Raw genomic sequence first — 22,696 nt, forward strand, 5'->3', positions numbered from 1 at the left:
GATATTGCACGATCAAAAAAGAACGATCGTGCTTTTTATGGATTATAGGCCAGGGCGCCGGGTCGCTGTCCAGCGGTTTTTGTCGCAAGGGATACCCATGCCCTGCACCTTGTGGGGCGGCCTACCCCGAGGATGCAGGTGCGGACACCGGGGTGGCAGGCATGCCAGGCGCCAGCGGGGCCAGTGGCGCGCCCCCATCCACCTGCACATGCACAACCCGCTGGGGATACGGAATATCGATCTTGTTCGCGCGCAGAGCCGTCAGGATGGCGCGGTTGATGTCCGAGCGCAGGCCCAGCGTGCCGTTTTCGGGGTCGGCGATCCAGAAACCCACGGTGAACTCCAGCCCGTCGGCACCAAACGCCGACAGCGCCACACTGGGAGCGGGGTCGCGCAGCACGCGGCTGTTGACGTTGGCAGCCTCGGTGAGCAACTGGGTCACCAGTTCCACGTTGCTGTCGTAGCCCACGCTCACCACGGTGGACAGCCACACGCGGGGGTCGGCCAGCGACAGGTTTTCCACCCGCTGGGTGATCAGCATCTCGTTGGGCACGATGGACTCGCGGCCCACGGCCGAGCGCACCACGGTGTAGCGCGCATTGATGTTGGTGATGCGGCCCTCAAAGCCATCCACGCGCACGTTGTCGCCGATGCGCATGCTGCGCTCGGCCAGGATGACGAAGCCGCTCACATAGTTGGCCGCGAGCTTTTGCAGGCCGAAGCCGATACCAACGCCTACCGCGCCGCCCAGCACCGAGAGCGCCGTGAGGTCGATGCCCACGGCCGACAGGGCGAACATCAGCCCCACAAAAACCAGCAGCGCGCGCACGGCGTTGCTCACAGCCATGCGCAGCGACAGCTCGGCCCCGGTGGCCGAACGCAGCAGGCGCGCCTCGATCACGGCGGAAATCCACAGCGCGATCAGCAGCACGGCACCCGCCGTCAAAGCCCCTTCGATCATGGTGCGCACCGACAGCATGGTGCCCCCAACCTTCCAGCGGATCTGGTCCAGCTCGTTCAGGATGAGCGGCAAGAGCCCGGTCACCCAGAGCACCATGGCCAGCCAAGCGATCCAGGAAATGGATCGCTCGATGGGCCGCACCCAGGCAGAGTCCGGGTAGGCGGCCTGCAACACTTTCACGCCAATGCGGATCACCACCAGCGCCACCAGCACCGGTATGACGAGGTGGAAGGCCGCCAGCTCCATCCAATGGTGCAGCAGCGTGCGTGCCACATAGGCCAGGCTCAGCAACAACAGCGGAAACAGGGCGCCGTCCACGATGCGCGCACCAAACAGGATGGAGCGCGGGTCGCCCTTGTGCAGGCTGCGCCGCAGCAGCGCCACCAGCCCCCAGGCCAAAACCGTGCAGACCGCCAGGGCCGCCAGCTCCACCAGCACGGTGGGGCTCAAAAATGACTGTACCCACAGGTCCAGGTTGTCCAGCATCGGTTTGTCCATCGTGGTGTGCCTCAACGTTTCCAGGCGGGCTGGCGTTTTTCAGCGAAGGCGCGCGCGCCCTCCTGGGCCGCCTCGTCCATCATGTTGGTGGCCATGGCCTGGCCCGCCAGTTGATAGGCGCCATCGATGCCCAGCTCGCGCTGCTGGTACACCAGGGCCTTGCCCATGGCCACGGCCACGCGGGGCTTTTGCAGGATGGCCTGCACCAGTTGCTCCACTTCGGCATCCAGCGCGTCGGCGGGCACCACACGGTTCACCAGCCCTTGCGCGAGTGCGGTGGGCGCGTCGATGAAATCCCCGGTGAGCAGCATCTCCATGGCCCGCTTGGCGGGCACGTTGCGCACCAGCGGCACGCTGGGCGTGGCGCAGAACAGGCCGTAGTGGATGCCGCTGGTGGCAAAACTGGCGCTGTCGGCCGCCACGGCCAGGTCGCACTGCGCCACCAGTTGGCAACCCGCCGCCGTGGCCATGCCCTGCACGCGCGCGATCACCGGCACACTGAGCTTGTGGATGGTGAGCATCATGCGGCTGCACTGCGCAAACAGCTTCTGGTAGTACGCCAGACCGGGGTTGGCGGCCATGTCCTTGAGGTTGTGGCCCGCACAAAAGGCCTTGCCCGCTGCCGCCAGCACCACCACGCGCACCGCGTCGTCGCGGCCCGCGCCGTCCAGTGCCTGCTGCAACGCGGCCAGCATCTCGCTGCCCAGTGCGTTGAAACGGGTGGGGTCGTTCAGGGTCAGGGTGACCACGCCGCGCGTGTCGCGGGTGGTCTGCAACACACTGTCTGAATTCATCATGTCATCGGCTCCTCAAACCAATCAACGGCCAGCAGGCAGTAACCGTTCGGGCTGAGCCCGTCAAAGCCTTGAGCGGCGCTTCGACAGGCTCAGCGTGAACGGATGGGGACGTACTCGAATGCGGGACCCGGTGAAAGGCCCGAAGTGGCAAGGCGGAGATTGTCACAAGTCCGCAAGAACCCGCAAATGCGTCTCCACGCTGCGCGCCAGCGGGCCCATCACGTAGCCGCCCTCCAGGCACGAGACGATGCGGCCCTTGGAATAGCGGCGCGCCACGTCCTTCACGCGCTGGGTGATCCAGGCGTAGTCCTGTTCGGTCAGGCCAAGCTGGCCCATGTCGTCCTCGCGGTGGCCGTCGAAGCCCGCGCTGATGAAGATCATCTCGGGCTTGAAGGCTTCGAGCCGGGGCATCCACATCATTTCGATGATTTCGCGGATGTCCATGCCCCGCGTGTAGGCGGGCACAGGCACGTTGACCATGTTGGGGGCCGGGTCGTGGTCGCCGCTGTAGGGGTAGAACGGGTGCTGGAAGATGCTGACCATCAGCGCCCTGGGGTCATTGGCCAGGATGTCTTCGGTGCCATTGCCGTGGTGCACGTCGAAATCCACCACCGCCACGCGCTGCAGGTTGTAGCGCTGCAGCGCATATTTGACGGCCACGGCCACGTTGTTGAAGAAACAAAAGCCCATGGCCTTGTCGCGGCAGGCGTGGTGGCCGGGAGGGCGCACGCTGCAAAACGCGTTCTCGACCTCGCCCGCCATCACGGCATCCGTGGCGGCCAATGCAGCCCCGGCGGCGCGCAGCGAGGCTTTCCAGGTGTGGGCGTTGATGGAGGTGTCGGTGTCGATCTGCGCGTAGCTGGGGCCACCGGCCATCAGTTCTTCGTTGAGCCGGTCAGACAGCCCGCGCAGCGCCGCGATGTGCATGCGGCCGTGCGCCAGCTCGACGTCGGCCAGCGGGGCCTCAGGGGCCTCGTAGCGCTCCAGCGCGTCGGCCACGCCGGTGATCAGCAGGCGGTCTTCGATGGCGTCGAGCCGTTCAGGGCACTCGGGGTGCCCTGGGCCCATCTCGTGCATCCAACAATCCCGGTGGGTGAAATAGCCCGTCTTGCTCACTGTCTTGTCCCCGCGCGTCGCATTTTTCGTGATTTTTCGGATAACGTCAGTGCCATGAATGCACAGCACAAGATCAAATCGCTTCTGGATCAGCTTAACACGGTGATTGTGGGCAAACAGGCCCAGGTACAGGACTGCGTGGCCTGCCTGCTCGCGGGCGGCCACCTGCTCATCGAGGACGTTCCGGGCGTGGGCAAGACCACGCTGGCGCATGCGCTGTCGCACACCTTTGGCCTGCAGTTCGCGCGCGTGCAGTTCACCGCCGACCTGATGCCCAGCGACCTGACCGGCGTTTCGGTGTACGAACGCGGCAAGGAGGCCTTCGTGTTCCACCCCGGCCCGGTGTTCGCCCAGGTGCTGCTGGCCGACGAGATCAACCGCGCCAGCCCCAAGACGCAAAGCGCCCTGCTCGAAGCCATGGAGGAAAAGCAGGTGTCGGTGGAGGGCGAAACCCGCGCCCTGCCCCACCCCTTCTTCGTGATCGCCACGCAGAACCCACACGACCAGTTGGGCACGTTTGCGCTGCCCGAGTCGCAGCTCGACCGCTTTTTGATGCGCATCTCCATCGGCTACCCCGACCGCGCGGCCGAGCGCCTGCTGCTGGCCGGTGCCGACCGGCGCGACATGGTGAGCAGCCTGCTGCCGCTGCTGTCGGGCGACGAGCTGATCGATCTACAGCGCCAGGTGCAGGCGGTGCACGCGGCCGAGCCGCTGCTCAACTATGTGCAAGATTTGATCGCCGCCACGCGCTCGGGCCGCTGGTTTCTGCAGGGGCTGTCGCCCCGTGCGGGCATTGCGATGCTGCGCGCGGCCAAGGCCCAGGCGCTCATCGAAGGGCGCGACTACGTGGCGCCCGACGATGTGCAGGCCATCCTGCCGCAGACCATTGCCCACCGCCTGGTGCCCGTGGGCGACGCCGGGCGCGGTGCGGTGGAGCAGGTGCGCGCCATGATCGACGCCGTGCCGTTGCCATGAAGGAAGCCCCCCTGAGTCGCTTCGCGCCTTCCCCCAAGGGGGACGACGCCCTCGCTGCGGGGCGGCCCTTGCTCGGCGTCCCTCGCCGAGACTGCGCCGGTTTCGATGGCTGCTGACGACACGCAGCACCATGAACCACTGAAATGACATCCGCCTCCACCCACCCCGCTGCCCCCTGGCGCGCGGCCCTGGCACGGCTGAACCCGCTGGCGTCGATGCGCAGGCGCTTTCAGCGCTGGTGGCAGGCCCGGCTGCCGCTCAACGACACGCTGCTGCTCACCCAGCGCAACGTGTACATCCTGCCCACGGGCGCGGGCTGGATGCTGGCGCTCACGCTGCTGGTGCTGCTGGTGGCGTCCATCAACTACCAGCTCAACCTGGGCTATTTGCTCACCTTCCTGCTGGCGGGCAGCGCGGTGGCGGGCATGCACATCTGCCACGCCAACCTGCGGGGCCTCACGCTGCACCTGAAGGCGCCCGAGCCACACTTCATGGGCACCAGCACCGCGTTTGAGCTGCAGCTGTCCAGCGAACGCAAGTCGCCGCGCTACGGCATCGCGCTGTCGGTGCACGGCACCGGCAAGGCCCCGCACCACTGGGCGTGGACGGACGTGCCCGCCCAGGGCCAGGCCAGCGTGCAGGTGGCTTTCAAGCCCACGCGCCGGGGCCTGCACCGCGTGCCCACACTCACCGCCGAGACGCGGTACCCGCTGGGCACCTTCCGCGTCTGGACCTACTGGCGCCCCGCTGCCGAGGTGCTGGTCTACCCCACGCCCGAGGTGCCCCCGCCCCCGCTGCCCCCTGGCGAGCCCCGCGCGGGCGGCACCGGCAGCGCGCCATCGCAGGGCATTGGCGAGTTCGACGGCGTGCGGGCCTACCGGCGCGGCGACCCGCTCAAGCTGGTGGTGTGGAAAAAAGCCGCCAAGTCGCTGGCCACCGGCACCGACGACCTGGTAAGCCGCGACGCCCAGCAAGCCCAGCGCCATGAGCTGTGGCTGGACCTGGCCCACGCCGCCCTGCCCGACCACGAAGCCCGCGTCTCGCGCCTGACGGCCTGGGTGCTGCAGGCCGACCGGCTGGGCCTGGACTATGGCCTGCGCCTGCCAGGGGCCGAGATCGCCCCCGACACCGGCGCCGCCCACCGCAGGCGCTGCCTGGAGGCACTGGCCCTGTGTTAACACTGCCCATGAACCGTTCAAGCATCAAAATGAACTCTAGCGCTTATTCAACAAGCGCTAATAGCTATATTTTTGGTAGCAAATCACCTATCCCTCGCTGGCGAGCCTCGCGTGGTCACCTGGCTAGCTACATCCCTCAGATACCGCCCCATCCGTTCGGGCTGAGCCTGTCGAAGCCAGGGCTTGCCGCGTGCCTACATGGCTTCGACAGGCTCAGCCCGAACGGATCATGGGCGCGAAGTCTGAGGCATATCACCAACAAGGTTCGGCAATGACCCTGCGCCAAACCCTCCAAGCCCTGCCCCGCGACGCGCGCGACACGCTGTTCCTGCTGTGCGTGATCGCCTGGGTGATCGCGCCGCAGGTGAACGTGCTGCCGGTGTGGGCCAGCCTGCTCGCGGGAGCTTTGCTGCTGTGGCGCGGCTGGCTGGCCTACAAGGGCCGCGCCCTGCCATCGCGCTGGGTGCTGGCCGCCCTGCTGGTGCTGGCGGTGGCGGGCACGCTGTACACGCACCGCACCATCCTGGGCCGCGACGCGGGCGTGACGCTGATCGTGATGCTGCTGGCGCTCAAGACGCTGGAGCTGCGCGGGCGGCGCGACGCGCTGGTGGTGTTCTTCCTGGGCTTCTTCACGATGCTCAGCAACTTCTTCTTCTCGCAGTCGCTGTTCACCGCCGCTGCCATGCTGGTGGCGCTGCTCGGGCTGCTCACTGCCCTGGTCAACGCCCACATGCCGGTGGGCCGCCCGCCGCTTGCGCAAACGCTGCGCACGGCCGGCACCATGGCTTTGCTGGGCGCACCCGTCATGGTGGCGCTGTTCATGCTGTTTCCGCGCATGGCGCCGCTGTGGGGCATGCCCAGCGACACCACGGCAGGGCGCAGCGGGCTGTCGGGCGTGATGAAGATCGGCAACATCGCCGAGCTGGCGCTTGATGACAGCGTGGCCCTGCGCGTGCGCTTCGACACCCCCGATGGCGCCGCCCCGCCGCAAAGCGCGCTGTATTTTCGCGGCCCCGTGTTCGGCACCTTTGACGGTAGCGAATGGCATCCGCTCTCGGCCCGACAGGGCGACATCCCTGTGTCACGCCCAGGCGCATCTGCCAACCTGCAGGTGCGCGGCGAACCAGTGCGCTACGAAGTGACCATGGAGCCCCACAAGCACCCCTGGCTGCTGCTGCTCGACGCCGCCGTGGACAAGCCCGCCATCGCAGGCATGTCCGCGTTCATGACGCAGGACCTGCAGTGGTTCAGCAGCCGCCCCATCACTGAGGTGGTGCGCTACAAGGCCGAAAGCTACCCCAACTTCACCCACGGTCCCAGCACGCCCGACTCCAGTCTGCGTGCCTACACCGAGCTCCCCTCCGGCTTCAACCCGCGCACGCTGGCGCTGGCGCAGCAGATGCAGAGCGACCCGCAGCTCACAGCCAACCCGTCGGCAAACCACGCCGAGGCCCTGGTCAACGCCGCGCTCACGCGCCTGCGCTCCGGCGGCTACACCTACACGCTGGACCCCGGCGTGTACGGCCAGCACACCGCCGACGAGTTCTGGTTCGACCGCAAGGAAGGCTTTTGCGAACACATCGCCTCGGCCTTCGTGGTGTTGATGCGCGCGCTCGATGTTCCGGCGCGCATCGTCACCGGCTACCAGGGCGGCGACCGCAACCCAGTGGACAACCTCTGGACCGTGCGCCAGAGCGATGCCCACGCCTGGGCCGAGGTCTGGATCGCCGGACGCGGATGGGTGCGCGTGGACCCCACGGGCGCCGTGGCCCCAGGGCGCACCGGCGCATTCCAGCGGCTGCGGGCCCCGCAAGGCGCGCTGGCCGCCGCCATGGGCACCGTCATCAGCCCCGGCCTGGCGCAGAACCTGCGCGCGGTGTGGGAGGCCGTCAACAACGGCTGGAACCAGTGGGTGCTCAACTACACCCAAAGCCGCCAGCTCGACCTGCTCAAGGCGCTGGGCTTTGAATCCCCCAGCTGGCAGGACCTGACCACGGTGCTCGGCATCCTGGTTATCGCCGCCGCCCTGGGCGGCATGGCCTGGAGCCTGTGGGAGCGCAGCCAGCACGACCCCTGGCTGCGCCTGCTGGCCCGCACGCGCCAGCGCCTGGCGCGCGCCGGGCTGGCGCTGCCCCCCACCCTGCCGCCCCGCGCCATGGCCGAGCGCGTGCAGGCACAATTTGGCGAACCCGCCGCCGCCGTGGCCGACTGGCTGCTGCGCCTGGAGCGCCTGCGCTACGCCCCCCACCCCGAAGCCGCCCTGAACGACTTGCAGCGCGAGTTCCGCACACTGCACTGGCCTTCCAAGCCCAAACCTTGACCCCCGGACATGCCGAAGACCCTCCACCCTCTTGCCATCATTGCTTCAATATTGATAGCTGCTTGCGCTTTACCAGTAAGCGCAAAGCCCGAAAAATCCTCAAAAACAGCCGCGACTGCCAAGCAGCCCGCCGTGCTCTACGCATCGCGCCCCGAGGCCCTACAGTTCGCCGACGACCTGGCCGCGCGCCGCGATCTGGACCGCGAATGGGTGCGCCAGGCCATCGGCCAGGCGCGGTTTCTGCCCCAGGTGCCCAAGCTCATGCTCCCGCCGCCCAAGGGCACGGCCAAAAACTGGGCCGTGTACCGCAGCCGCTTCGTCGAACCCATCCGCATCCGCGCGGGCTTGCGCTTTTGGCAGCAAAACCAGCCTGCGCTGGAGCGCGCCGAGCGCGAATACGGCGTGCCCGCCGAGATCATCGTGGGCATCATCGGCGTGGAGACCATCTACGGCCAGCAAATGGGAACCTTCCGCGTGATGGACGCGCTGGCCACACTGGCGTTCGACTTCCCCTCGGCCCACCCGCGCGCCAAGGAGCGCACCGAGTTCTTCCGCCGCGAACTCGAGCAGTTTTTGAGCCTTACCAACCGCAGCAACACCGACCCCTTCGAGCCGCGCGGCAGCTACGCGGGCGCCATGGGCCTGGGGCAATTCATGCCATCAAGCTGGGTGCGCTATGCGGTGGACTTTGACGGCGACGGCCGCGTGGATTTGTTCAAAAGCCCGACCGACGCCATCGGCTCGGTGGCCAACTACTTCCGGGGCCACGGCTGGACGCCGGGCATGCCCACACACTTTGGCGTGCAGTTCGATGCCACGCGCCTGCAGCTCGATGAACTGCTGGCCCCCGACATCCTACCCACCTTCAGCGCCGCCAGTATGTTGGCCAAGGGCGCCGTGCTCGACACAGCAGGCACGCAGCACACCGGCCCGCTGGCACTGGTGGAGCTGCAAAACGGCAACGATGCAGCCAGCTACGTGGCAGGCACCGAAAACTTCTACGCCATCACGCGCTACAACTGGTCAAGCTACTACGCAATGGCGGTGATCGATTTGGGGCGCGAGGTAGCGGCAGCGCGCAACGCGGCCCAATAAAACAGGCCGGTGCGGCAGCCCATCAAGGCCGCTGCATCACACAGCTGTGCGGCTGCTGCGCCTTGGCGGCCGTGATCTGGCGCACCACGCGAAAACCGTAGCCCGAGCCTTCCACATCGAACTTGACGCCCGGCGCGCCCTTCCTGTCCATCACGCCCACCACCAGCGCCTGCTGGAACTGGTGGTCCGCCGCGCGCATGCTGCCGCCCTGGCCCGAGAGCTGCACGTTGGCGCTTTCCATCTGCCGTGCGATGGCCACGATGTCGGTGCTGCCCGCGCGCTCGACGGCCTGCGCAAGCGCCTCCACCATGAGCTGCATGCGCATGTGCACGTAGTCGTCTTGCGGCTTGGGGAAACGTGTGCGGAACGACTGGTAGAACGCCTCGCTCTGCGCACCCGGCACGTTGGGCAGCCAATCGGCCACGGCCACCACCTTGCCAATGCCCGCGTCGCCGATGGCCGCAGGCGCGCCCAGCGCATTGCCATAGAAGGTGTAGAAGCTGCCCTCGTAGCCCACGTCCCGCGCGGCCTTGACCAGCAAGGTCAGATCGTTCCCCCAGTTGCCCGTGACCACGGCCTGCGCGCCGCTGCTCTTGATCTTGACGGCGTAGGGCGCAAAATCCTTCACGCGGCCGACGGGGTGCAGCTCTTCGCCCACCACGGTCACGTCGGGGCGCTGGGCGGCGAACTGCTTCTTGGCCTCACGCAGCACGGCCTGGCCAAAGCTGTAGTCCTGGCCGATGAGATACACGTTCTTGAGCGCCTTGTCCTCGCGCATCACCTCCATGAGCGCGGCCATGCGCATGTCGGCATGGGCGTCAAAGCGGAAGTGCCAGAAGCTGCACTTCTCGTTGGTGAGGATCGGGTCCCCCGCCGAGTAGTTCAGAAAGAGCACGCGCTTGTTCGGATCACGCTCGTTGTGCTTGTTGATGGCCTCGATCAGCACCGCTGCGGTGGCCGACGAGTTGCCCTGCAGGATGACCTGCGCGCCATCATCAATGGCGGCACGCAATGCCGACAAGGCCTCTTCGTTCTGGCCCTTGCTGTCGTAGCGCTCTAGTGCCAGCGGGCGGGGGCCGCCCACGGCGGCGGGCAGTTGCACACCGCCCCGCGCGTTCACGCGCTCCAGCGCCCAATGCACGTTGCGGAAAACCGCCTCGCCCGTGTTGGCAAATGGGCCCGACAGGCTCTCGATGAGGGCAATCTTGATGGGCTTGGCCTGTGCCACCGCCGCAACAGGCGCCGAGGCCTGTGCCCAGCTGGCGGACACGGGGGCCAGAGCACCGGCCAGTGCTGCCACAGCAGCGACCCAAACGGTCCGACGTAATGCCGCTGCGCCTGATTTCAAGCCCACGGATTGCAATTTATTCATGCCACTTCTTCCCTTGAAAAGCCACGTGGCCGTACACAACTCCTTGGCATGCGGCAACCACGTCGAGAGCCGCGCAGTGTATAGGAGTTACCCTCATGATCTTCACCCCTGTGATCCGCCGCGCCGCCTACGCCCAGGCTCCCCGTTCCGCCGACCTGGCATTGCAGCGTTTTCTGATGGGCGCGCTCGCAGAGCCCGTTGCCGCACGCTCTGCGGGCTGCAACGTCACCCAGGATGAAAAAACCACCACCTTGCAGCTCGATGTGCCGGGCCTGACCCGCGAGCAACTCTCGATCAGCATTGAAGGCAATGTGGTGCGCATCTCCAGCGTGGAAGGCGCCCCGCGCCAGGTGCAGCGCGCCTGGGAACTGGCCGCCGACATCGACGCCGCCAACAGCAGCGCCCAACTGGAAAACGGCGTGCTCACGCTAACCCTGGCCAAGCTGGAACCCGTGAGCAAGGCCACCACGCTCGCGATTCACTGACAGCCGCGCGCATTTCACAAACAAGATAAGCACCCAGAACAAGAACCCAAGAACCGTTCGGGCTGAGCCTGTCGAAGCCCTGCGCGGCGCTTCGACAGGCTCAGCGTGAACGGTTTTGTTCTATTCCGTTCCGCTCTTTCACTCCGTTTTGCTCATTGAATAAAAAGCGCCCCTGCCGCAAACGGCAGGGGCGCTTTTTCATGGGCTTTCACCAATATCAGTGCGTAAGGGCCTCAGCAGACCGCGCCCGGTAGGCGCTGGGGCTGCAGCCCACATGCGCGCGGAACACGCGGCTGAAATGGGCGCTGTTGCTGAAGCCCCAAGACAGCGCGATGTCCGTCACCGAGCGCTGCGCCTGCGCGCTGCTGCGCAGGTCGCGCAGGCAAGCCTCCAGGCGGCGGCGCTGGATCATGGCGGCCAGGGTGTCCTCTTCATCGGCCACCGCGTTGTACAGGTGGCGTTTGCTGCAGTTGAGCGCCTGCGCAATGCGGTCGATGGTGAGTTCGGGGTCGCCCAGGTGGCGGTCGATGTACTGGCCGATGCGGTCGCGCAGCGCCTCGCGCTGCGACACGGCGCTCTCTTGTCCATTGCGCTCCAGCAGCGATAGCTGCACCAGGTGCGTGATCACATCGGCCACGCCGTCGGCCGCTGCGTCGGACATGGTGGGCAGCTCGGAGAACGCGGCCCGCATGGTGTCCCACGCCAGGCGCGAAACCCCCGTGGTGCCTGAAAAGCGCTGCACCATCAGGTCGTCGAGCTTGAGCCTGCGCTCGGGCAGTTGTTCCTTGGGAATCATCAGCACCATCTGGCGCACGGACTCGGGGTTGCTGACCGCATAGGCGCGCGTGGTGTCGTACACGCTCCACTCGCCCGGCGAAAGCCACACCTGGCGGCCGTTTTGCTCAAAGCAGGCGCGGCCTTCAAGTTGCGCCACCACCTTGATGTAGGCCCGGTCGCTGGCCCGGATGAGGCTGGGGGTGCGCACCACGCGGTGACGGCTCACGTCGAGCTGGCACAGGTTCACGTAGCCCGCCTGGCCCGAGGTGATGTGCCCGGCAAACGCATCGTCACCGAAGGCATCGGATTCCAGGCCGCCAATCAGGCGCCACACGGCATCGCCCCACAGGTGCAGGCGGTCGCGCGGTGCCACGGTGTCGGTCGATACCTCGGTCAGGGTGTGTGCCATGGGTGTCTCCAATCGTCGTACAGGCGATGCCGTGTGGTTGTCGCCGAATTATCGGCCGCCCCCTTATTCCCCGTATCTGCACGGAAATCCGGGTAAACCCGCTGCAACCTGCACGCAAAGACAAGGCTTTTGTGCACGCACAGCGCAGCACGCCGGGCCCTTGTTTTTTACGATCTGGCGACGGCCTGCACCACGTGGGCCTCCACCCGAGGAGACACGACATGACGACAACCCATCAACCCTCCAAGCGCCAATGGATCAAGGACGCTGCCGCCACCGTCGGCACACTGGCCGTGGCACCGCAGCTATGGGCCCAAGGCAGTAGCAGCAGCAGCCCCGTGCGCATCGGCTACGCCATCGCCCGCACCGGCCCCTGGGCCGCAGGCGCCCAGGTCAGCCAGGAGCCCAACTACCTGCTGTGGGCCGAGCAGGTCAACGCAGCGGGCGGCCTGAACATCAAGGGCGCCAAACGCCCCATCGAGCTCATCGGCTACGACGACCGCAGCGAAACCGAAACCTGCGTGCGCACGTTTGAAAAGCTCATGGGCAGCGACAAGGTGGACCTGATCCTGCCGCCTTGGGGTTCGGGCGCCAACTTCGCCATCGCCCCGCTGGCCAACCGCTTCGGCTACCCACTTCTGGCGCCCACGGCGCTGTCGCGCAAGCTGATCGACATGAACCTGCCCTACTTCTTCTCGCTCTTGCAGCAGCCCGACAAGATGATGGGCGCGCTGGTGGACATGCTGGTGGCCAACGGCGTCAAATCGGTCGCCATCGTCTACATGGACGACCTGTTCGGCCTCGAGAACTTCGCGGCGCTGAACAACGCGCTCAAGAAAACCAACATCCAGGTGCTGGAGCGCAAAAGCTACCCGCTGGGCGTGAAGGATCTGGCGCCCGTGCTGCGTGGCATCAAGGACCTGAACCCCGACGCCTTCATCGGCATCACCTACCCACCCGACACCATCCTGGCCAGCCGCCAGGCGCGCGAGGTGGGGCTGAACCCCAAGTTCTTCTACGCATCGGTGGGCACGGCCTTCCAGCTGTACAAAAACGTGATGCAGGCCAACACCGAAGGCGTGATCGGCATGGGATCTTGGAGCGTGAAGACCAGCCCCGAGGCCAAGACGTATTTCGACGCCCACGTGAAGAAGTTCAACAAAGAGCCCGACCGCTGGGCCAGCGGCCATGCCTGGGCCGGCCTGCAGATCCTGCAGCAGGCGGTGGAGAAGGTGGGGCTGGACCGCAAGGCGCTGCGCGAGCACATCGCCAAGAACGAGTTCAAGACCATTCTGGGCGGCATCCGCTTCGCGGGCAGCGAGAACGCATCCATCCCCGGCACGGTGAGCCAGTGGCAGGGCAGCGACTTCGAGGTGGTGTGGCCCAAGGACCGCGCCACCGCAGCACTCAACACCAACAAACCTGCCTGGAAGTAACGCTGTGTCTTTGACCTCCTGGGCCGAACTGGTCGCCAGTGGCCTCATTACCGGCGGCATCTATGCGCTGGTGGCCATGGGCCTCAATCTGCAATATGGGCTGATGCGCATCATGAACATCTCGCATGGCGAGTTTTTGATGCTCGGCGCCTTTCTGACCTGGTGGGCACACACCACCTGGGGCTGGTCGCCGCTGGTGCTGATGCCCATTGCCTTCATCGCCCTGTTCGCGCTGGGCGTGGCGGTGCATGCGCTGTGCTTCAAGCGCCTGGCGGCGCGCGCGCCCAACGTGGATGTGTTTGAGGCGCGCAGCCTGATGGTGGGCTTTGGCCTGATGTTTCTGGTGCAGAACACCGCCCTCTTGATCTGGGGCGGCGACCTGCGTGGCTACGAATACCTGGCCGACCCGGTGCAGATCGCGGGCATGCGCTTCACCGAGAACAAGCTGGTGCTGTTCGGCGTGGCGCTGGCGCTGTCGGCGGCGCTGATCGCGCTGCTGCGGTTCACGCTGCTGGGCAAGGCCGTGCGGGCGCTGATGCAGTCGCCCACCGGGGCACAGCTGGTGGGCATCAACACGCGGCGCCTGCACCCGATGATGTTCGGCATTGGCCTGGGCCTGTCGGGCGTGGCCGGTGCGCTCTTGTCGATGACCTACGAAATCTCCCCGTCGATGGGCGAGCCCTACACGGTGACGGCGTTGATCGTGATCACCCTGGGCGGCTTCGGCAGTCTGGCGGGCAGCCTGGCCGGTGGCCTGCTGCTGGGAGTGGTCGAAGCCCTGGGCATGCACTTCAGCAGCCCCTCTCTCAAGATGCTGCTGAGCTACGCCGTGTTCATCGGCGTGCTGATCTGGCGCCCCAACGGACTCTTCTCTAAAAAATGACCCCCCTACATTCCAACAAGCCCTGGCTGGCGCTGGCCGCGGGCACGGCCGTGGTCGGCACGCTGCCCTGGCTGGTCTCCGACTTCATGGCCTCGGTGCTGCTGAGCTGCCTGATGTACATCGCGCTGGCCACCAGCTGGTCGCTGTTCTGCGGCGCCACGCGCTACCTGTCGCTGGCCACCTCGGCCTTCTTCGGCATCGGGGCCTATGCCAGCGCCACGCTGCTGGGCACGCTGCCCTGGCCGCTAGTGATCCTGTCGGGCGCACTGATCGCGGCCATCGTCGCCATCATCATGGGTGCGGCCGTGCTGCACCTGCGCGGCACCTACTTTGCCGTGCTGACCTTCGGCATGACGGAGCTGATCCGCCACGCCGTGACCTTTGTCGAAAAGCAGGTCTCGGGCACGGTGGGCCGCGTGCTCACCGTGGTGCCCAGCAACGAGACGGTGTACATCACGGTGCTGCTGATCGCAGCCGCCGCCATCGGTACATCCATCGCGGTGCAGCGCAGCCGCTTTGGCCTGGCGCTGGCGGGCATTGGCGCCGACGAGCAGCGCGCGCAGACGCTGGGCGTGGATACGCGCCTGGCCAAGATCGCAGGCTTTGGCATCACCGCCGCGTTCGCAGGTGCCGTGGGCGCGGCCATGGCCGTGCGCTGGACGTACATCGAGCCTGCCGCCGTGTTCAGCCCCTTCATCGGCTTTCAGACCGTGCTGATCGCGCTGATCGGCGGCGCGGCCAGCATTGGCGGCCCGGTGCTCGCAGCCATCGTGTTCAGCCTGCTGGCCGAAACACTACGCCTGCAACTGCCCTATGGCTACATGATGGTGCTGGGCCTGCTGTTGATTCTGTGCGTGATGTATCTGCCCAATGGCCTGGCCACGTTGTGGCAGCGCCGCAGCGGCGTGGCGAAGGAGGCAAGCCATGGCTGAAGCCCTTCTGACCATCGACGCCGTGACCGTGCGTTTTGGCGGCCTGACCGCCGTGGACGGCGTGAGCGCCAAGCTGCACGCGGGCGAGCTCGTGGGCATCATCGGCCCCAATGGCGCGGGCAAGACCACGTTCTTCAACGCCATCTCGGGGGTGTTGCCGCCCACCTCGGGCACGCTTGTCTGCGGCACTGACAACCTCACCGGCAAAGGGCCGCACCACTATGCGGCCCACGGCATCGCGCGCACCTTCCAGACGCCGCGCGTGTTCCCCGACATGACGGTGCGCGACAACGTGCGCTTTGGCATGCAGTTCGCGGGGCGCCACCGCCAGGGGCCCGAGGGGCTGCGCACCGAAGACGAGATCCTGGCCATGCTGGGCCTGGCGCACCTGGCCGATCGGCCCGCCGCCGACGTGACGCCTTCGCAGCAGCGCCTGCTGGAGATCGGCATGGCCCTGGGCACCCGACCGCGCCTCTTGCTGCTCGACGAGGTGGCTGCGGGCCTGACCGAGGCCGAGGTCGATGCCATGGCCCAGCGCATTCGCCGCCTGCGCGATGACTGGGGCCTGACGGTGGTGTGGATCGAGCACGCGGTGACCACGCTGCTCAGGTACGTGGAGCGCGTGCTGGTGCTGCACCAGGGCCGCAAGATCGCCGATGGCACACCCGCTGAGGTGGTGCGCGACCCGCAGGTGATCGAAGCCTATCTGGGAGATGAAATGACCACACCGGCCACCACCGCCGCACAAGGAGCCACGGCATGAGCGGCGCACAGCTTTCGGTTCAGGGCCTCGCCACGGGCTACCACGGCTTTCAGGTGCTGCAGGACTTGTCGCTCACGGCCACGCCCGGCATCACCGTCATCGTCGGCCCCAACGGCGCGGGCAAAACCACGCTACTCAAGGCGCTGGCGGGCCTGCTGCCGCGCCAGGGCCAGGTGCTGCTGGACGGCCAGCCCGTGCCCGCAATGAACGCCACGGCCTGCGTGCAACGCGGTCTGACACTGGTGGCGGAAGGCCGCCAGTTGTTCCCACAGATGACGGTGACTGAAAACCTGGAGCTGGGCGGCTGGCTGGTGCCCGCACGCGCACGCGCCGAGCGGCTGGCCCAGGCGTTCGAGGACTTTCCGCGTCTCAGGGAGCGCGCGCAGCAACTCGCGGGCACCATGAGCGGCGGCGAGCAGCAGATGGTGGCCGTGGCCCGCGCCATGATGAGCGGCCCGCGCCTGTTGATGCTGGACGAGCCCTCGCTGGGCCTGGCGCCGCGCATGGTCGATGAACTGCTCGCCATCGTGCAGCGCATCGCGGCGCAGGGCGTCACCGTGCTCATGGTGGAGCAGAACGTGCGCAAGGCGCTGCAGGTGGCCCAGCGCGGCTATGTGCTGGAACGCGGGCGCATCGTGGCGTCTGGCGATGCCGCCACCTTGCTGCAGTCCGATGCGGTGCGGCAGGCCTACCTGGGCGTGGCCTGAGTCTTTTCCTTCTTCCTTCTTCCTTCTTCCTTCTTCCTTCTTCCTTCTTCCTTCTTCCTTCTTCTTTCCCTATTCCCTCTCGTTCAGGAGATTGTTTCCATGACTGCCATTTCCATGCTGATCAACGGCGAACGCATGCAGGCCACCGGCGGTGCCACGTTCGAGCGCCGCAATCCGCTCGACGGTTCGGTGGCCACCACCGCCCCCGCCGCCACCGTGGCCGATGCCAAAGCTGCCGCCGACGCCGCCGCCAAGGCCTTCCCCGCCTGGTCGGCCCTGGGGCCCAATGCGCGGCGCGCGCTGCTACTCAAGGCCGCCCACGCGCTCGAAGCCAAGGGCGACGCTTTTGCCGCTGCCATGGCCGCCGAAACCGGCGCCTCGGGCCTGTGGGCCGGGTTCAACGTGCACCTGGCCGCAGGCCTGCTGCAAGAGGCCGCCGCGCTCACCACACAAATCGCTGGTGAGGTGATCCCCTCCGACGTGCCCGGCAGCCTGGCCATGGGCGTGCGCCAGCCCGCAGGCGTGGTGCTGGGCATCGCGCCGTGGAACGCGCCCATCATCCTGGGTGTGCGCGCCATCGCCACGCCGCTGGCCTGCGGCAACACGGTGATCCTGAAAGGCTCAGAGCTGAGCCCCGCCACACACGGCCTCATCATCGAGGCGCTGCAAGAGGCCGGCCTGCCGCCTGGCGTAGTGAACTTCGTGACCAATGCACCCGCCGATGCCGGGGCCGTGGTCGAGGCCATCGTGGCCCACCCGGCGGTGCGCCGCGTCAACTTCACGGGCTCCACCAAGGTGGGCCGCATCGTGGCGCAGACCTGCGCCAAATACCTCAAGCCCACGGTGCTGGAGCTGGGCGGCAAGGCCCCCCTGGTGGTGCTGGACGATGCGGACGTGGGGGCGGCCGTGGATGCCGCCGTGTTCGGCTCGTTCGCCAACTCGGGCCAGATCTGCATGTCTACCGAGCGCATCGTGGTGGACGCCGCCGTCGCCGACGACTTCGTGGCCCGCTTTGCCGCGCGCGCGCAAGCCCTGCCACTGGGCGATCCACGCAAGGGCCCGGTGGTGCTTGGCTCGGTGGTGGACCTAGCCACCGTGGCGCGCTGCAACGCGCTGATCGACGACGCGCTGGCCAAGGGCGCCAAGCTGGTGTGCGGCGGCAAAAGCGAGAACACGCTGATGGCCGCCACCATCCTCGACCACGTCACGCCCGCCATGGACGTCTATCGCGAGGAATCTTTTGGCCCGCTCAAGCCCATCGTGCGCGTGAACGGGGTGGAGGAAGCAATTGCCTGCGCCAACGACAACGAGTTCGGCCTCTCCGCCGCCGTCTTCGGCCGCGACGTGGCCCGCGCCTGGAACGTGGCCGCCCGCATCGAATCAGGCATCTGCCACGTCAACGGCCCCACGGTGCACGACGAGGGCCAGATGCCGTTTGGCGGCGTGAAGAATTCGGGCTGGGGGCGGTTTGGGGGAATGGCGGGGGTGCGCGAGTTCACAGAGCTGCGATGGGTGACGGTGCAGACGACGCCACGGCACTATCCGTTCTGAATATTGCGAATGAAAATGAGGCATGGCGCTTATTCATCAAGCGCTAATAGCTATTGTTTTCATAGCAAAACCTCTCCTCCCACCGTTCGGGCCGAGCTTGTCGAAGCCGTGCGCTCCCCCATCCGTTCGGGCTGAGCCTGTCGAAGCCAGGGCTCGTTGGCTGGTTTGGGCGGTGTGCCTGGGTTCAGGGCGGGAGCCGGGGTGTGCGCCCGGCGGCGCAGTGGCTTTCTTTTGCTTCGCCAAAAGAAAGTCACCAAAGAAAAGGCGACCCTGCTGTCTGCGACCCCTTCGCTGCGCTGCGGGGCAACCTGGGGTGCTCGGTCACGGGGTGCACCGCAGAACTCACTTCGCTGCTACGCAGCTACGTTCGGACAACTGCGGTGAGTCAGTTCACGAAGCACGCGCGCTCCGACGCGCGTGCCACCCCCCGCCCTGCGCGCCCCAGGCGCATACAGAAGGGACCCACGAATCGGACATCCACACGGGCCATCGCTGCGCTCGGCCCCATCTCGCGGGCGCAAGCGCCACGCGCTGCGCAGGCGGGGCCGAGCGCAGCGATGGCCCGTGTGGCTGTTTGGATGTTTGGCTCCCACCCCATCTGGCGGCGCCTGCGGCGGGGCGGTTGCGGGGTGGCATGGGCGTCGAAGCGCCCATGCTTCGTGAACTGACTCGCCGTGGTTGTCCGAGCGGCGCGCGCAGCGCAAAGCGAGTTCCACGGCGCACCCCGCAACCGCCCCGACGCAGGTTTGCCCCGTAGCGAAGCGCAGGGGTCGCAGACTGTGGGTCGCCTTTCTTTTGCTTACTTTTCTTTGGCGAAGCAAAGAAAAGTGAGTCGCCCGCCGGGGCGATAACCCGGCTCCCGCCCTCGGCCTAGGCATGCGTCCAGATCAACCCACAAGCCCTGGCTTCGACAAGCTCAGCCCGAACGGGTGGGGGAATACCCAGGCGTCAACAGGCTCAGATCAAACGGTGGGGGGAAAGGTTTTTGCTATAAAAATAGCAGCATCAAGTGCTTGATAGATAGGCACCACCAGCCATTTCCCATCAAAAATCAGACAGCAGCAGCATCGGCAACAACAATCGCATCCAACGGCCACCGCGGCTTCACGTCAAACGCGTAGTCGGTGTTCGCCTCCTGCTGCCCCGCCTGCAAGCGCATCGCCGCCGCCATGGCAATCATCGCGCCGTTGTCCGTGCACAAATGCAACTCCGGGTAATGCACCCGCACCTTGGCCGCAGCGCAGGCGGCATTCAGTTGCGCCCGCAAATGGCGATTGGCCCCCACGCCCCCCGCCACCACCACCCGCTTCAAGCCCGTTTGCTTCAACGCGGCCAGCGTCTTTTTCACCAGCACATCCACGATGGCGGCCTCGGTGCTGGCAGCCAGGTCGGCCTTGCGCGCCTCCAGCTCGTCGCCCAGCTTCTTGGCCTGTGTGAGCACCGCCGTCTTGAGGCCTGCAAAAGAAAAATCCAGATCACCGCTGTGCAGCAAAGGCCGGGGCAGCTTGAACGCGGTGGCGCTGCCCTGCTCCGCCAGGCGCGATAGTGCAGGGCCGCCGGGGTAGCCCAGGCCCATGAGCTTGGCGGATTTATCGAACGCCTCACCGGCGGCGTCGTCGATGGTCTCGCCCAAGATCTCGTAGCGGCCCACGCCGTCCACGCGCATCAACTGGGTGTGGCCGCCAGAGACGAGCAGGGCCACGAAGGGGAACTCGGGCGGGTCGGCGCTCAGGAAGGGCGACAGCAGATGCCCCTCCAGATGGTGCACGCCCAGCACCGGCTTGTTCAGCGCCGCGCCCAGCGCGCAGGCTACGCCCGCGCCCACCAGCAGTGCGCCCGCAAGGCCTGGGCCGCGTGTGTAGGCCACTACGTCCACGTCGGTCAGGGCCAGGCCGGACTCCTTCAACACCTCCGTGGCCAGTGGCAGCACGCGGCGGATGTGGTCGCGGCTGGCCAGCTCGGGCACCACGCCGCCGTAGGCCTGGTGCATGTCGATCTGGCTGTGCAGCGCATGGGACAGCAGGGTGGGGACGGCGGCATCGCCCGTGGAGCGCACCAGGGCCACGCCGGTTTCGTCGCACGAGGATTCAATACCGAGGATCAGCAAACTCATGCCCCGAGTGTAAAACCCGGGGCCCAAAGACCCTTCGCGCCCCGCGCAGAAGCAACAACAGCAGAAGGCCTGTCAGCGCTACCTACCAGCGGTCCGAACGCATGCGCAGATCCCAGTTGCCGCTGCGCAGCTCGTACACACCCACGGCGCCGTAGCGCTGCTCGCCTTTGTCATCCCAGGTCATGGTGCCGATCACCGGTGCGTAGCCATTGATGCTGTGCATGGCCTTGGTGATGTCCTTGGGGTCGGCCGACTTGGCTTTCTGGATGGCGGCCGAGAGCACGTACATGCTGTCGTAGCTGTAGTGGCCGCCGTAGGCGGGCGGCTTCTTGTAGGCGGCGATGTATTTTTCGAGGAAGGGCTTGCCGGTGGTGAACTCTTTGGCTTCGAGCACGGGCGATGTGGCGTAGATGCCCTGCACCAGGCCCATGCCCTTGGCCATGTCGGTGGTCTTGATGGTGTCGCCGCCCAGCAGGCTGACCTTGGTGTGGTCGACCTTGCCCAGCGCCTTGAGCAGCGCCAGGGCCTGGAAGTCGTTGAGCGTGGAGACGATCACCTCCACCTTGGCGGCCTTGAGCTCGGCAGCCAGTGCGTCGAAGGCCGTGGTCTTGTCGTCGAACGACTTGCGCACCACCACTTCTTTCTTCTCGGCCTTGAGCTGCTCGGCGGCACCGTCGGCCAGGCCCTTGCCATAGGGGGTGCCATCGTCCAGCGCCGCATAGCGGGCAGAGCCGAGCTGCGTGGCAGCAAACGAGCCGATGGCGCGGGCCTGCAGCGTGTCGTTGGCGACCATGCGGAACGTGGTGGAGTACCCCAGTTGCGTGAACTTGGGGTTGGTGGAGATGGCGATCTGCGCAATGTCCTTGGCGGCGTAGATGGGCGCGGTGTCGATGCTCACGCCCGAGTTCAGGTGCCCGATCACGGCCACCACACCCGCGTCCACCAGTTGCTGGGCCACGGCCTTGCCGGTGGCGGAGTCGGCCTTGTCGTCCACCGCCACCACCTCCAGCGTCACCTTCTTGCCATCCACCGTGTAGCCGGATTTGTTGAGCTCGTCCACCGCCAGGTTCACGCCGTTGAGCAGGTCTTGCCCCAAGGCGCCCAGCGGGCCGCTCAGAGGTTGGGCGACACCAATTTTGATGGTGTCCGGCACCTTGCCACACCCACCAAGGAGTGCGGCGGCCACCAGGGCTGCCCAGGTCAGGCGGCCAGGGAAGCTGCGCCGGTCAATGTGCTTGTTCATGCAATAAGCTCCATATCAAAAGATCAAAGTGACGGAGGTATATGTGGCCCAGCCCTGAGGAGCTACCGGGTATGCCCTCCTGCACCGCCTGCGGCCCCCTTGTATTAGCAACTTTCAACCACCGTTAGATTGACCTTTAATTGACAAAGAATCACTCCATGTCTCCTATGTGACCGACCCACAGCGCGCGGCCCTTGACCTGCATCACACCCACCCCATCCAACGCCAAACCGCCGTGCGCACCGCTTCAGTGCGCACAAGGGTGCATTTGGGGTATGGAAATTGCTTTCACCCTATCCCATGAATGAGGCTTTGCGCATCGTGGTGGTCGCCCCGGATCTGGCGGTCGCCGACCCGTACGACGAGGACGCCGTGCTCCAGGCGGAGCGCTCGCGCGCGCTGCGCATCGGGCTGCTGGAGAACAACTTCAATCTGGTGGCCACGCTGCCCTCTGATGTGTTCCTGAGCGAGCGCATCGCGCAGCTCCAGCCCGATCTCATCATCGTGGACGCCGAAAGCGAGGCACGCGATGCGCTGGAGCACGTGGTGATGGCCACACGCGACGAGCGCCGCCCCATCGTGATGTTCACCAACGACGAGGACACCTCGCACGTGAAGGACGCGGTGGCGGCGGGCGTATGCGCCTACATCGTGGCGGGCCTGGCGCCGCAGCGCATCCGCCCCATTCTTCATGTGGCGATGGCGCGTTTTCAGCATGAAGAAGCCCTGCGCGCCCAGTTGGCCGATGCCAAGACCGAGCTGAAAGACCGCAAGACCATCGACCGCGCCAAGGGCCTGCTGATGCAGCGCCAGGGCCTGACCGAGCAAGCCGCCTACGACAAGCTGCGCAAGACCGCCATGGACAAGGGCCTCAAGCTCGCAGACGTGGCCCAGCGCATGCTCGACGTGATGGACTTGCTGGGCTGAACCAGTGACAACATCCCCCTGAGGCGCTGCGCGCCTCCCCCCTCGCTGCGAGGCGGCCCTTGCTTGGCATCCCGCGCCTGGGTCGCGTCCAATTTCACCGCATCGCCCCAAATGGTGCACCGCACAAACGCAGTGCAGCGTCCTTGGTGCACCCGCAC

19 protein-coding genes are annotated in these 22,696 nt (G+C 66.5%); 12 read left to right on the plus strand and 7 right to left on the minus strand.

What is annotated here, in order from left to right; translation table 11 throughout:
• Positions 1-121: 121 nt before the first annotated feature.
• From Q0105_RS02370 to Q0105_RS02380, 3 genes are all read right to left on the minus strand, one after another.
• Positions 122-1,459: a mechanosensitive ion channel domain-containing protein gene (locus Q0105_RS02370; RefSeq protein ID WP_298208329.1), complete on the minus strand. Its 1,338-nt coding sequence runs from the start codon at positions 1,457-1,459 to the stop codon at positions 122-124.
• 11 nt (positions 1,460-1,470) lie between these two features.
• Positions 1,471-2,256, minus strand: a complete 786-nt coding sequence (locus tag Q0105_RS02375; RefSeq protein ID WP_298208331.1) for an enoyl-CoA hydratase — start codon at positions 2,254-2,256, stop codon at positions 1,471-1,473.
• Between the two features lie 162 nt (positions 2,257-2,418).
• Positions 2,419-3,324 carry a histone deacetylase family protein gene (locus tag Q0105_RS02380; RefSeq protein ID WP_298208410.1) on the minus strand — a complete coding sequence of 302 codons (906 nt, stop codon included), beginning with the start codon at positions 3,322-3,324 and terminating at the stop codon, positions 2,419-2,421.
• A 102-nt stretch (positions 3,325-3,426) separates the two neighbouring features.
• On the opposite strand from Q0105_RS02380, the gene Q0105_RS02385 reads away from it, so the two are divergent.
• The 4 genes from Q0105_RS02385 (at position 3,427) to mltB (ending at position 8,940) form a co-directional block, all read left to right on the plus strand.
• Positions 3,427-4,347, plus strand: a complete 921-nt coding sequence (locus Q0105_RS02385; protein WP_298208333.1) for a MoxR family ATPase — start codon at positions 3,427-3,429, stop codon at positions 4,345-4,347.
• A gap of 143 nt (positions 4,348-4,490) precedes the next feature.
• A complete protein-coding gene (locus tag Q0105_RS02390; RefSeq protein WP_298208335.1) occupies positions 4,491-5,525 on the plus strand; it encodes a DUF58 domain-containing protein in 1,035 nt (344 codons plus the stop codon).
• Positions 5,526-5,796: 271 nt separating this feature from the next.
• A complete protein-coding gene (locus Q0105_RS02395; protein ID WP_298208336.1) occupies positions 5,797-7,845 on the plus strand; it encodes a DUF3488 and transglutaminase-like domain-containing protein in 2,049 nt (682 codons plus the stop codon).
• Positions 7,846-7,977: 132 nt separating this feature from the next.
• Positions 7,978-8,940, plus strand: a complete 963-nt coding sequence (gene mltB / locus Q0105_RS02400; RefSeq protein WP_298208338.1) for a lytic murein transglycosylase B — start codon at positions 7,978-7,980, stop codon at positions 8,938-8,940.
• Positions 8,941-8,962: 22 nt separating this feature from the next.
• Here the strand turns inward: mltB and Q0105_RS02405 are convergent, their stop codons facing one another.
• Positions 8,963-10,312 carry a branched-chain amino acid ABC transporter substrate-binding protein gene (locus tag Q0105_RS02405; RefSeq protein ID WP_298208340.1) on the minus strand — a complete coding sequence of 450 codons (1,350 nt, stop codon included), beginning with the start codon at positions 10,310-10,312 and terminating at the stop codon, positions 8,963-8,965.
• Between the two features lie 95 nt (positions 10,313-10,407).
• On the opposite strand from Q0105_RS02405, the gene Q0105_RS02410 reads away from it, so the two are divergent.
• Positions 10,408-10,797, plus strand: a complete 390-nt coding sequence (locus tag Q0105_RS02410) for an Hsp20/alpha crystallin family protein (RefSeq protein ID WP_298208342.1) — start codon at positions 10,408-10,410, stop codon at positions 10,795-10,797.
• 217 nt (positions 10,798-11,014) lie between these two features.
• Here the strand turns inward: Q0105_RS02410 and Q0105_RS02415 are convergent, their stop codons facing one another.
• A complete protein-coding gene (locus Q0105_RS02415) occupies positions 11,015-11,983 on the minus strand; it encodes a helix-turn-helix domain-containing protein (RefSeq protein ID WP_298208344.1) in 969 nt (322 codons plus the stop codon).
• A gap of 221 nt (positions 11,984-12,204) precedes the next feature.
• On the opposite strand from Q0105_RS02415, the gene Q0105_RS02420 reads away from it, so the two are divergent.
• The 6 genes from Q0105_RS02420 (at position 12,205) to Q0105_RS02445 (ending at position 18,255) form a co-directional block, all read left to right on the plus strand.
• On the plus strand, positions 12,205-13,419 hold the full coding sequence (locus Q0105_RS02420) for an amino acid ABC transporter substrate-binding protein (protein WP_298208346.1): 1,215 nt from the start codon (positions 12,205-12,207) through the stop codon (positions 13,417-13,419).
• 4 nt (positions 13,420-13,423) lie between these two features.
• Positions 13,424-14,302 (plus strand): branched-chain amino acid ABC transporter permease, encoded by an 879-nt coding sequence (locus tag Q0105_RS02425; protein ID WP_298208348.1) that lies wholly within the window; start codon positions 13,424-13,426, stop codon positions 14,300-14,302.
• Positions 14,299-15,234 (plus strand): branched-chain amino acid ABC transporter permease, encoded by a 936-nt coding sequence (locus tag Q0105_RS02430; RefSeq protein ID WP_298208350.1) that lies wholly within the window; start codon positions 14,299-14,301, stop codon positions 15,232-15,234. Before Q0105_RS02425 ends, Q0105_RS02430 begins: the two co-directional genes overlap by 4 nt.
• Positions 15,227-15,997, plus strand: coding sequence for an ABC transporter ATP-binding protein (locus tag Q0105_RS02435; protein ID WP_298208352.1), 771 nt, complete (start codon positions 15,227-15,229; stop codon positions 15,995-15,997). The genes Q0105_RS02430 and Q0105_RS02435 overlap by 8 nt, the downstream gene beginning before the upstream one ends.
• A complete protein-coding gene (locus Q0105_RS02440; RefSeq protein ID WP_298208354.1) occupies positions 15,994-16,704 on the plus strand; it encodes an ABC transporter ATP-binding protein in 711 nt (236 codons plus the stop codon). Before Q0105_RS02435 ends, Q0105_RS02440 begins: the two co-directional genes overlap by 4 nt.
• A 99-nt stretch (positions 16,705-16,803) precedes the next feature.
• Positions 16,804-18,255 (plus strand): aldehyde dehydrogenase, encoded by a 1,452-nt coding sequence (locus tag Q0105_RS02445; RefSeq protein WP_298208356.1) that lies wholly within the window; start codon positions 16,804-16,806, stop codon positions 18,253-18,255.
• 1,051 nt (positions 18,256-19,306) lie between these two features.
• Here the strand turns inward: Q0105_RS02445 and tsaD are convergent.
• Both tsaD and Q0105_RS02455 read right to left on the minus strand, forming a co-directional pair.
• Positions 19,307-20,368 carry a tRNA (adenosine(37)-N6)-threonylcarbamoyltransferase complex transferase subunit TsaD gene (gene tsaD, locus Q0105_RS02450; protein WP_298208358.1) on the minus strand — a complete coding sequence of 354 codons (1,062 nt, stop codon included), beginning with the start codon at positions 20,366-20,368 and terminating at the stop codon, positions 19,307-19,309.
• Positions 20,369-20,450: 82 nt separating this feature from the next.
• The gene (locus Q0105_RS02455; protein ID WP_298208360.1) at positions 20,451-21,611 is read right to left on the minus strand and encodes a branched-chain amino acid ABC transporter substrate-binding protein; all 1,161 of its coding nucleotides are present in this window, start codon (positions 21,609-21,611) and stop codon (positions 20,451-20,453) included.
• Between the two features lie 300 nt (positions 21,612-21,911).
• Between Q0105_RS02455 and Q0105_RS02460 the strand changes: the two genes are divergently transcribed.
• Complete coding sequence (locus Q0105_RS02460) at positions 21,912-22,538, plus strand: ANTAR domain-containing protein (protein WP_298208362.1); 627 nt, start codon at positions 21,912-21,914, stop codon at positions 22,536-22,538.
• Positions 22,539-22,696 lie beyond the last annotated feature (158 nt).

The organism is Acidovorax sp. (genome assembly GCF_027492855.1).
In the GTDB taxonomy this organism is placed as follows: domain Bacteria; phylum Pseudomonadota; class Gammaproteobacteria; order Burkholderiales; family Burkholderiaceae_C; genus Acidovorax.

Bases quoted from the DNA above. Each gene is read 5' to 3' on its own strand.
- Q0105_RS02385 (WP_298208333.1), top strand. From the start codon at position 3,427: ATGAATGCACAGCACAAGATCAAATCGCTTCTGGATCAGCTTAACACG.
- Q0105_RS02395 (WP_298208336.1), top strand. From the start codon at position 5,797: ATGACCCTGCGCCAAACCCTCCAAGCCCTGCCCCGCGACGCGCGCGAC.
- Q0105_RS02375 (WP_298208331.1), bottom strand. From the start codon at position 2,256: ATGATGAATTCAGACAGTGTGTTGCAGACCACCCGCGACACGCGCGGC.
- Q0105_RS02380 (WP_298208410.1), bottom strand. From the start codon at position 3,324: ATGGGCCCAGGGCACCCCGAGTGCCCTGAACGGCTCGACGCCATCGAA.
- Q0105_RS02430 (WP_298208350.1), top strand. From the start codon at position 14,299: ATGACCCCCCTACATTCCAACAAGCCCTGGCTGGCGCTGGCCGCGGGC.
- Q0105_RS02370 (WP_298208329.1), bottom strand. From the start codon at position 1,459: ATGGACAAACCGATGCTGGACAACCTGGACCTGTGGGTACAGTCATTT.
- Q0105_RS02405 (WP_298208340.1), bottom strand. From the start codon at position 10,312: ATGAATAAATTGCAATCCGTGGGCTTGAAATCAGGCGCAGCGGCATTA.
- Q0105_RS02390 (WP_298208335.1), top strand. From the start codon at position 4,491: ATGACATCCGCCTCCACCCACCCCGCTGCCCCCTGGCGCGCGGCCCTG.
- Q0105_RS02410 (WP_298208342.1), top strand. From the start codon at position 10,408: ATGATCTTCACCCCTGTGATCCGCCGCGCCGCCTACGCCCAGGCTCCC.
- Q0105_RS02440 (WP_298208354.1), top strand. From the start codon at position 15,994: ATGAGCGGCGCACAGCTTTCGGTTCAGGGCCTCGCCACGGGCTACCAC.
- Q0105_RS02415 (WP_298208344.1), bottom strand. From the start codon at position 11,983: ATGGCACACACCCTGACCGAGGTATCGACCGACACCGTGGCACCGCGC.
- Q0105_RS02455 (WP_298208360.1), bottom strand. From the start codon at position 21,611: ATGAACAAGCACATTGACCGGCGCAGCTTCCCTGGCCGCCTGACCTGG.
- Q0105_RS02420 (WP_298208346.1), top strand. From the start codon at position 12,205: ATGACGACAACCCATCAACCCTCCAAGCGCCAATGGATCAAGGACGCT.
- Q0105_RS02460 (WP_298208362.1), top strand. From the start codon at position 21,912: ATGAATGAGGCTTTGCGCATCGTGGTGGTCGCCCCGGATCTGGCGGTC.
- tsaD (WP_298208358.1), bottom strand. From the start codon at position 20,368: ATGAGTTTGCTGATCCTCGGTATTGAATCCTCGTGCGACGAAACCGGC.
- Q0105_RS02445 (WP_298208356.1), top strand. From the start codon at position 16,804: ATGACTGCCATTTCCATGCTGATCAACGGCGAACGCATGCAGGCCACC.
- Q0105_RS02435 (WP_298208352.1), top strand. From the start codon at position 15,227: ATGGCTGAAGCCCTTCTGACCATCGACGCCGTGACCGTGCGTTTTGGC.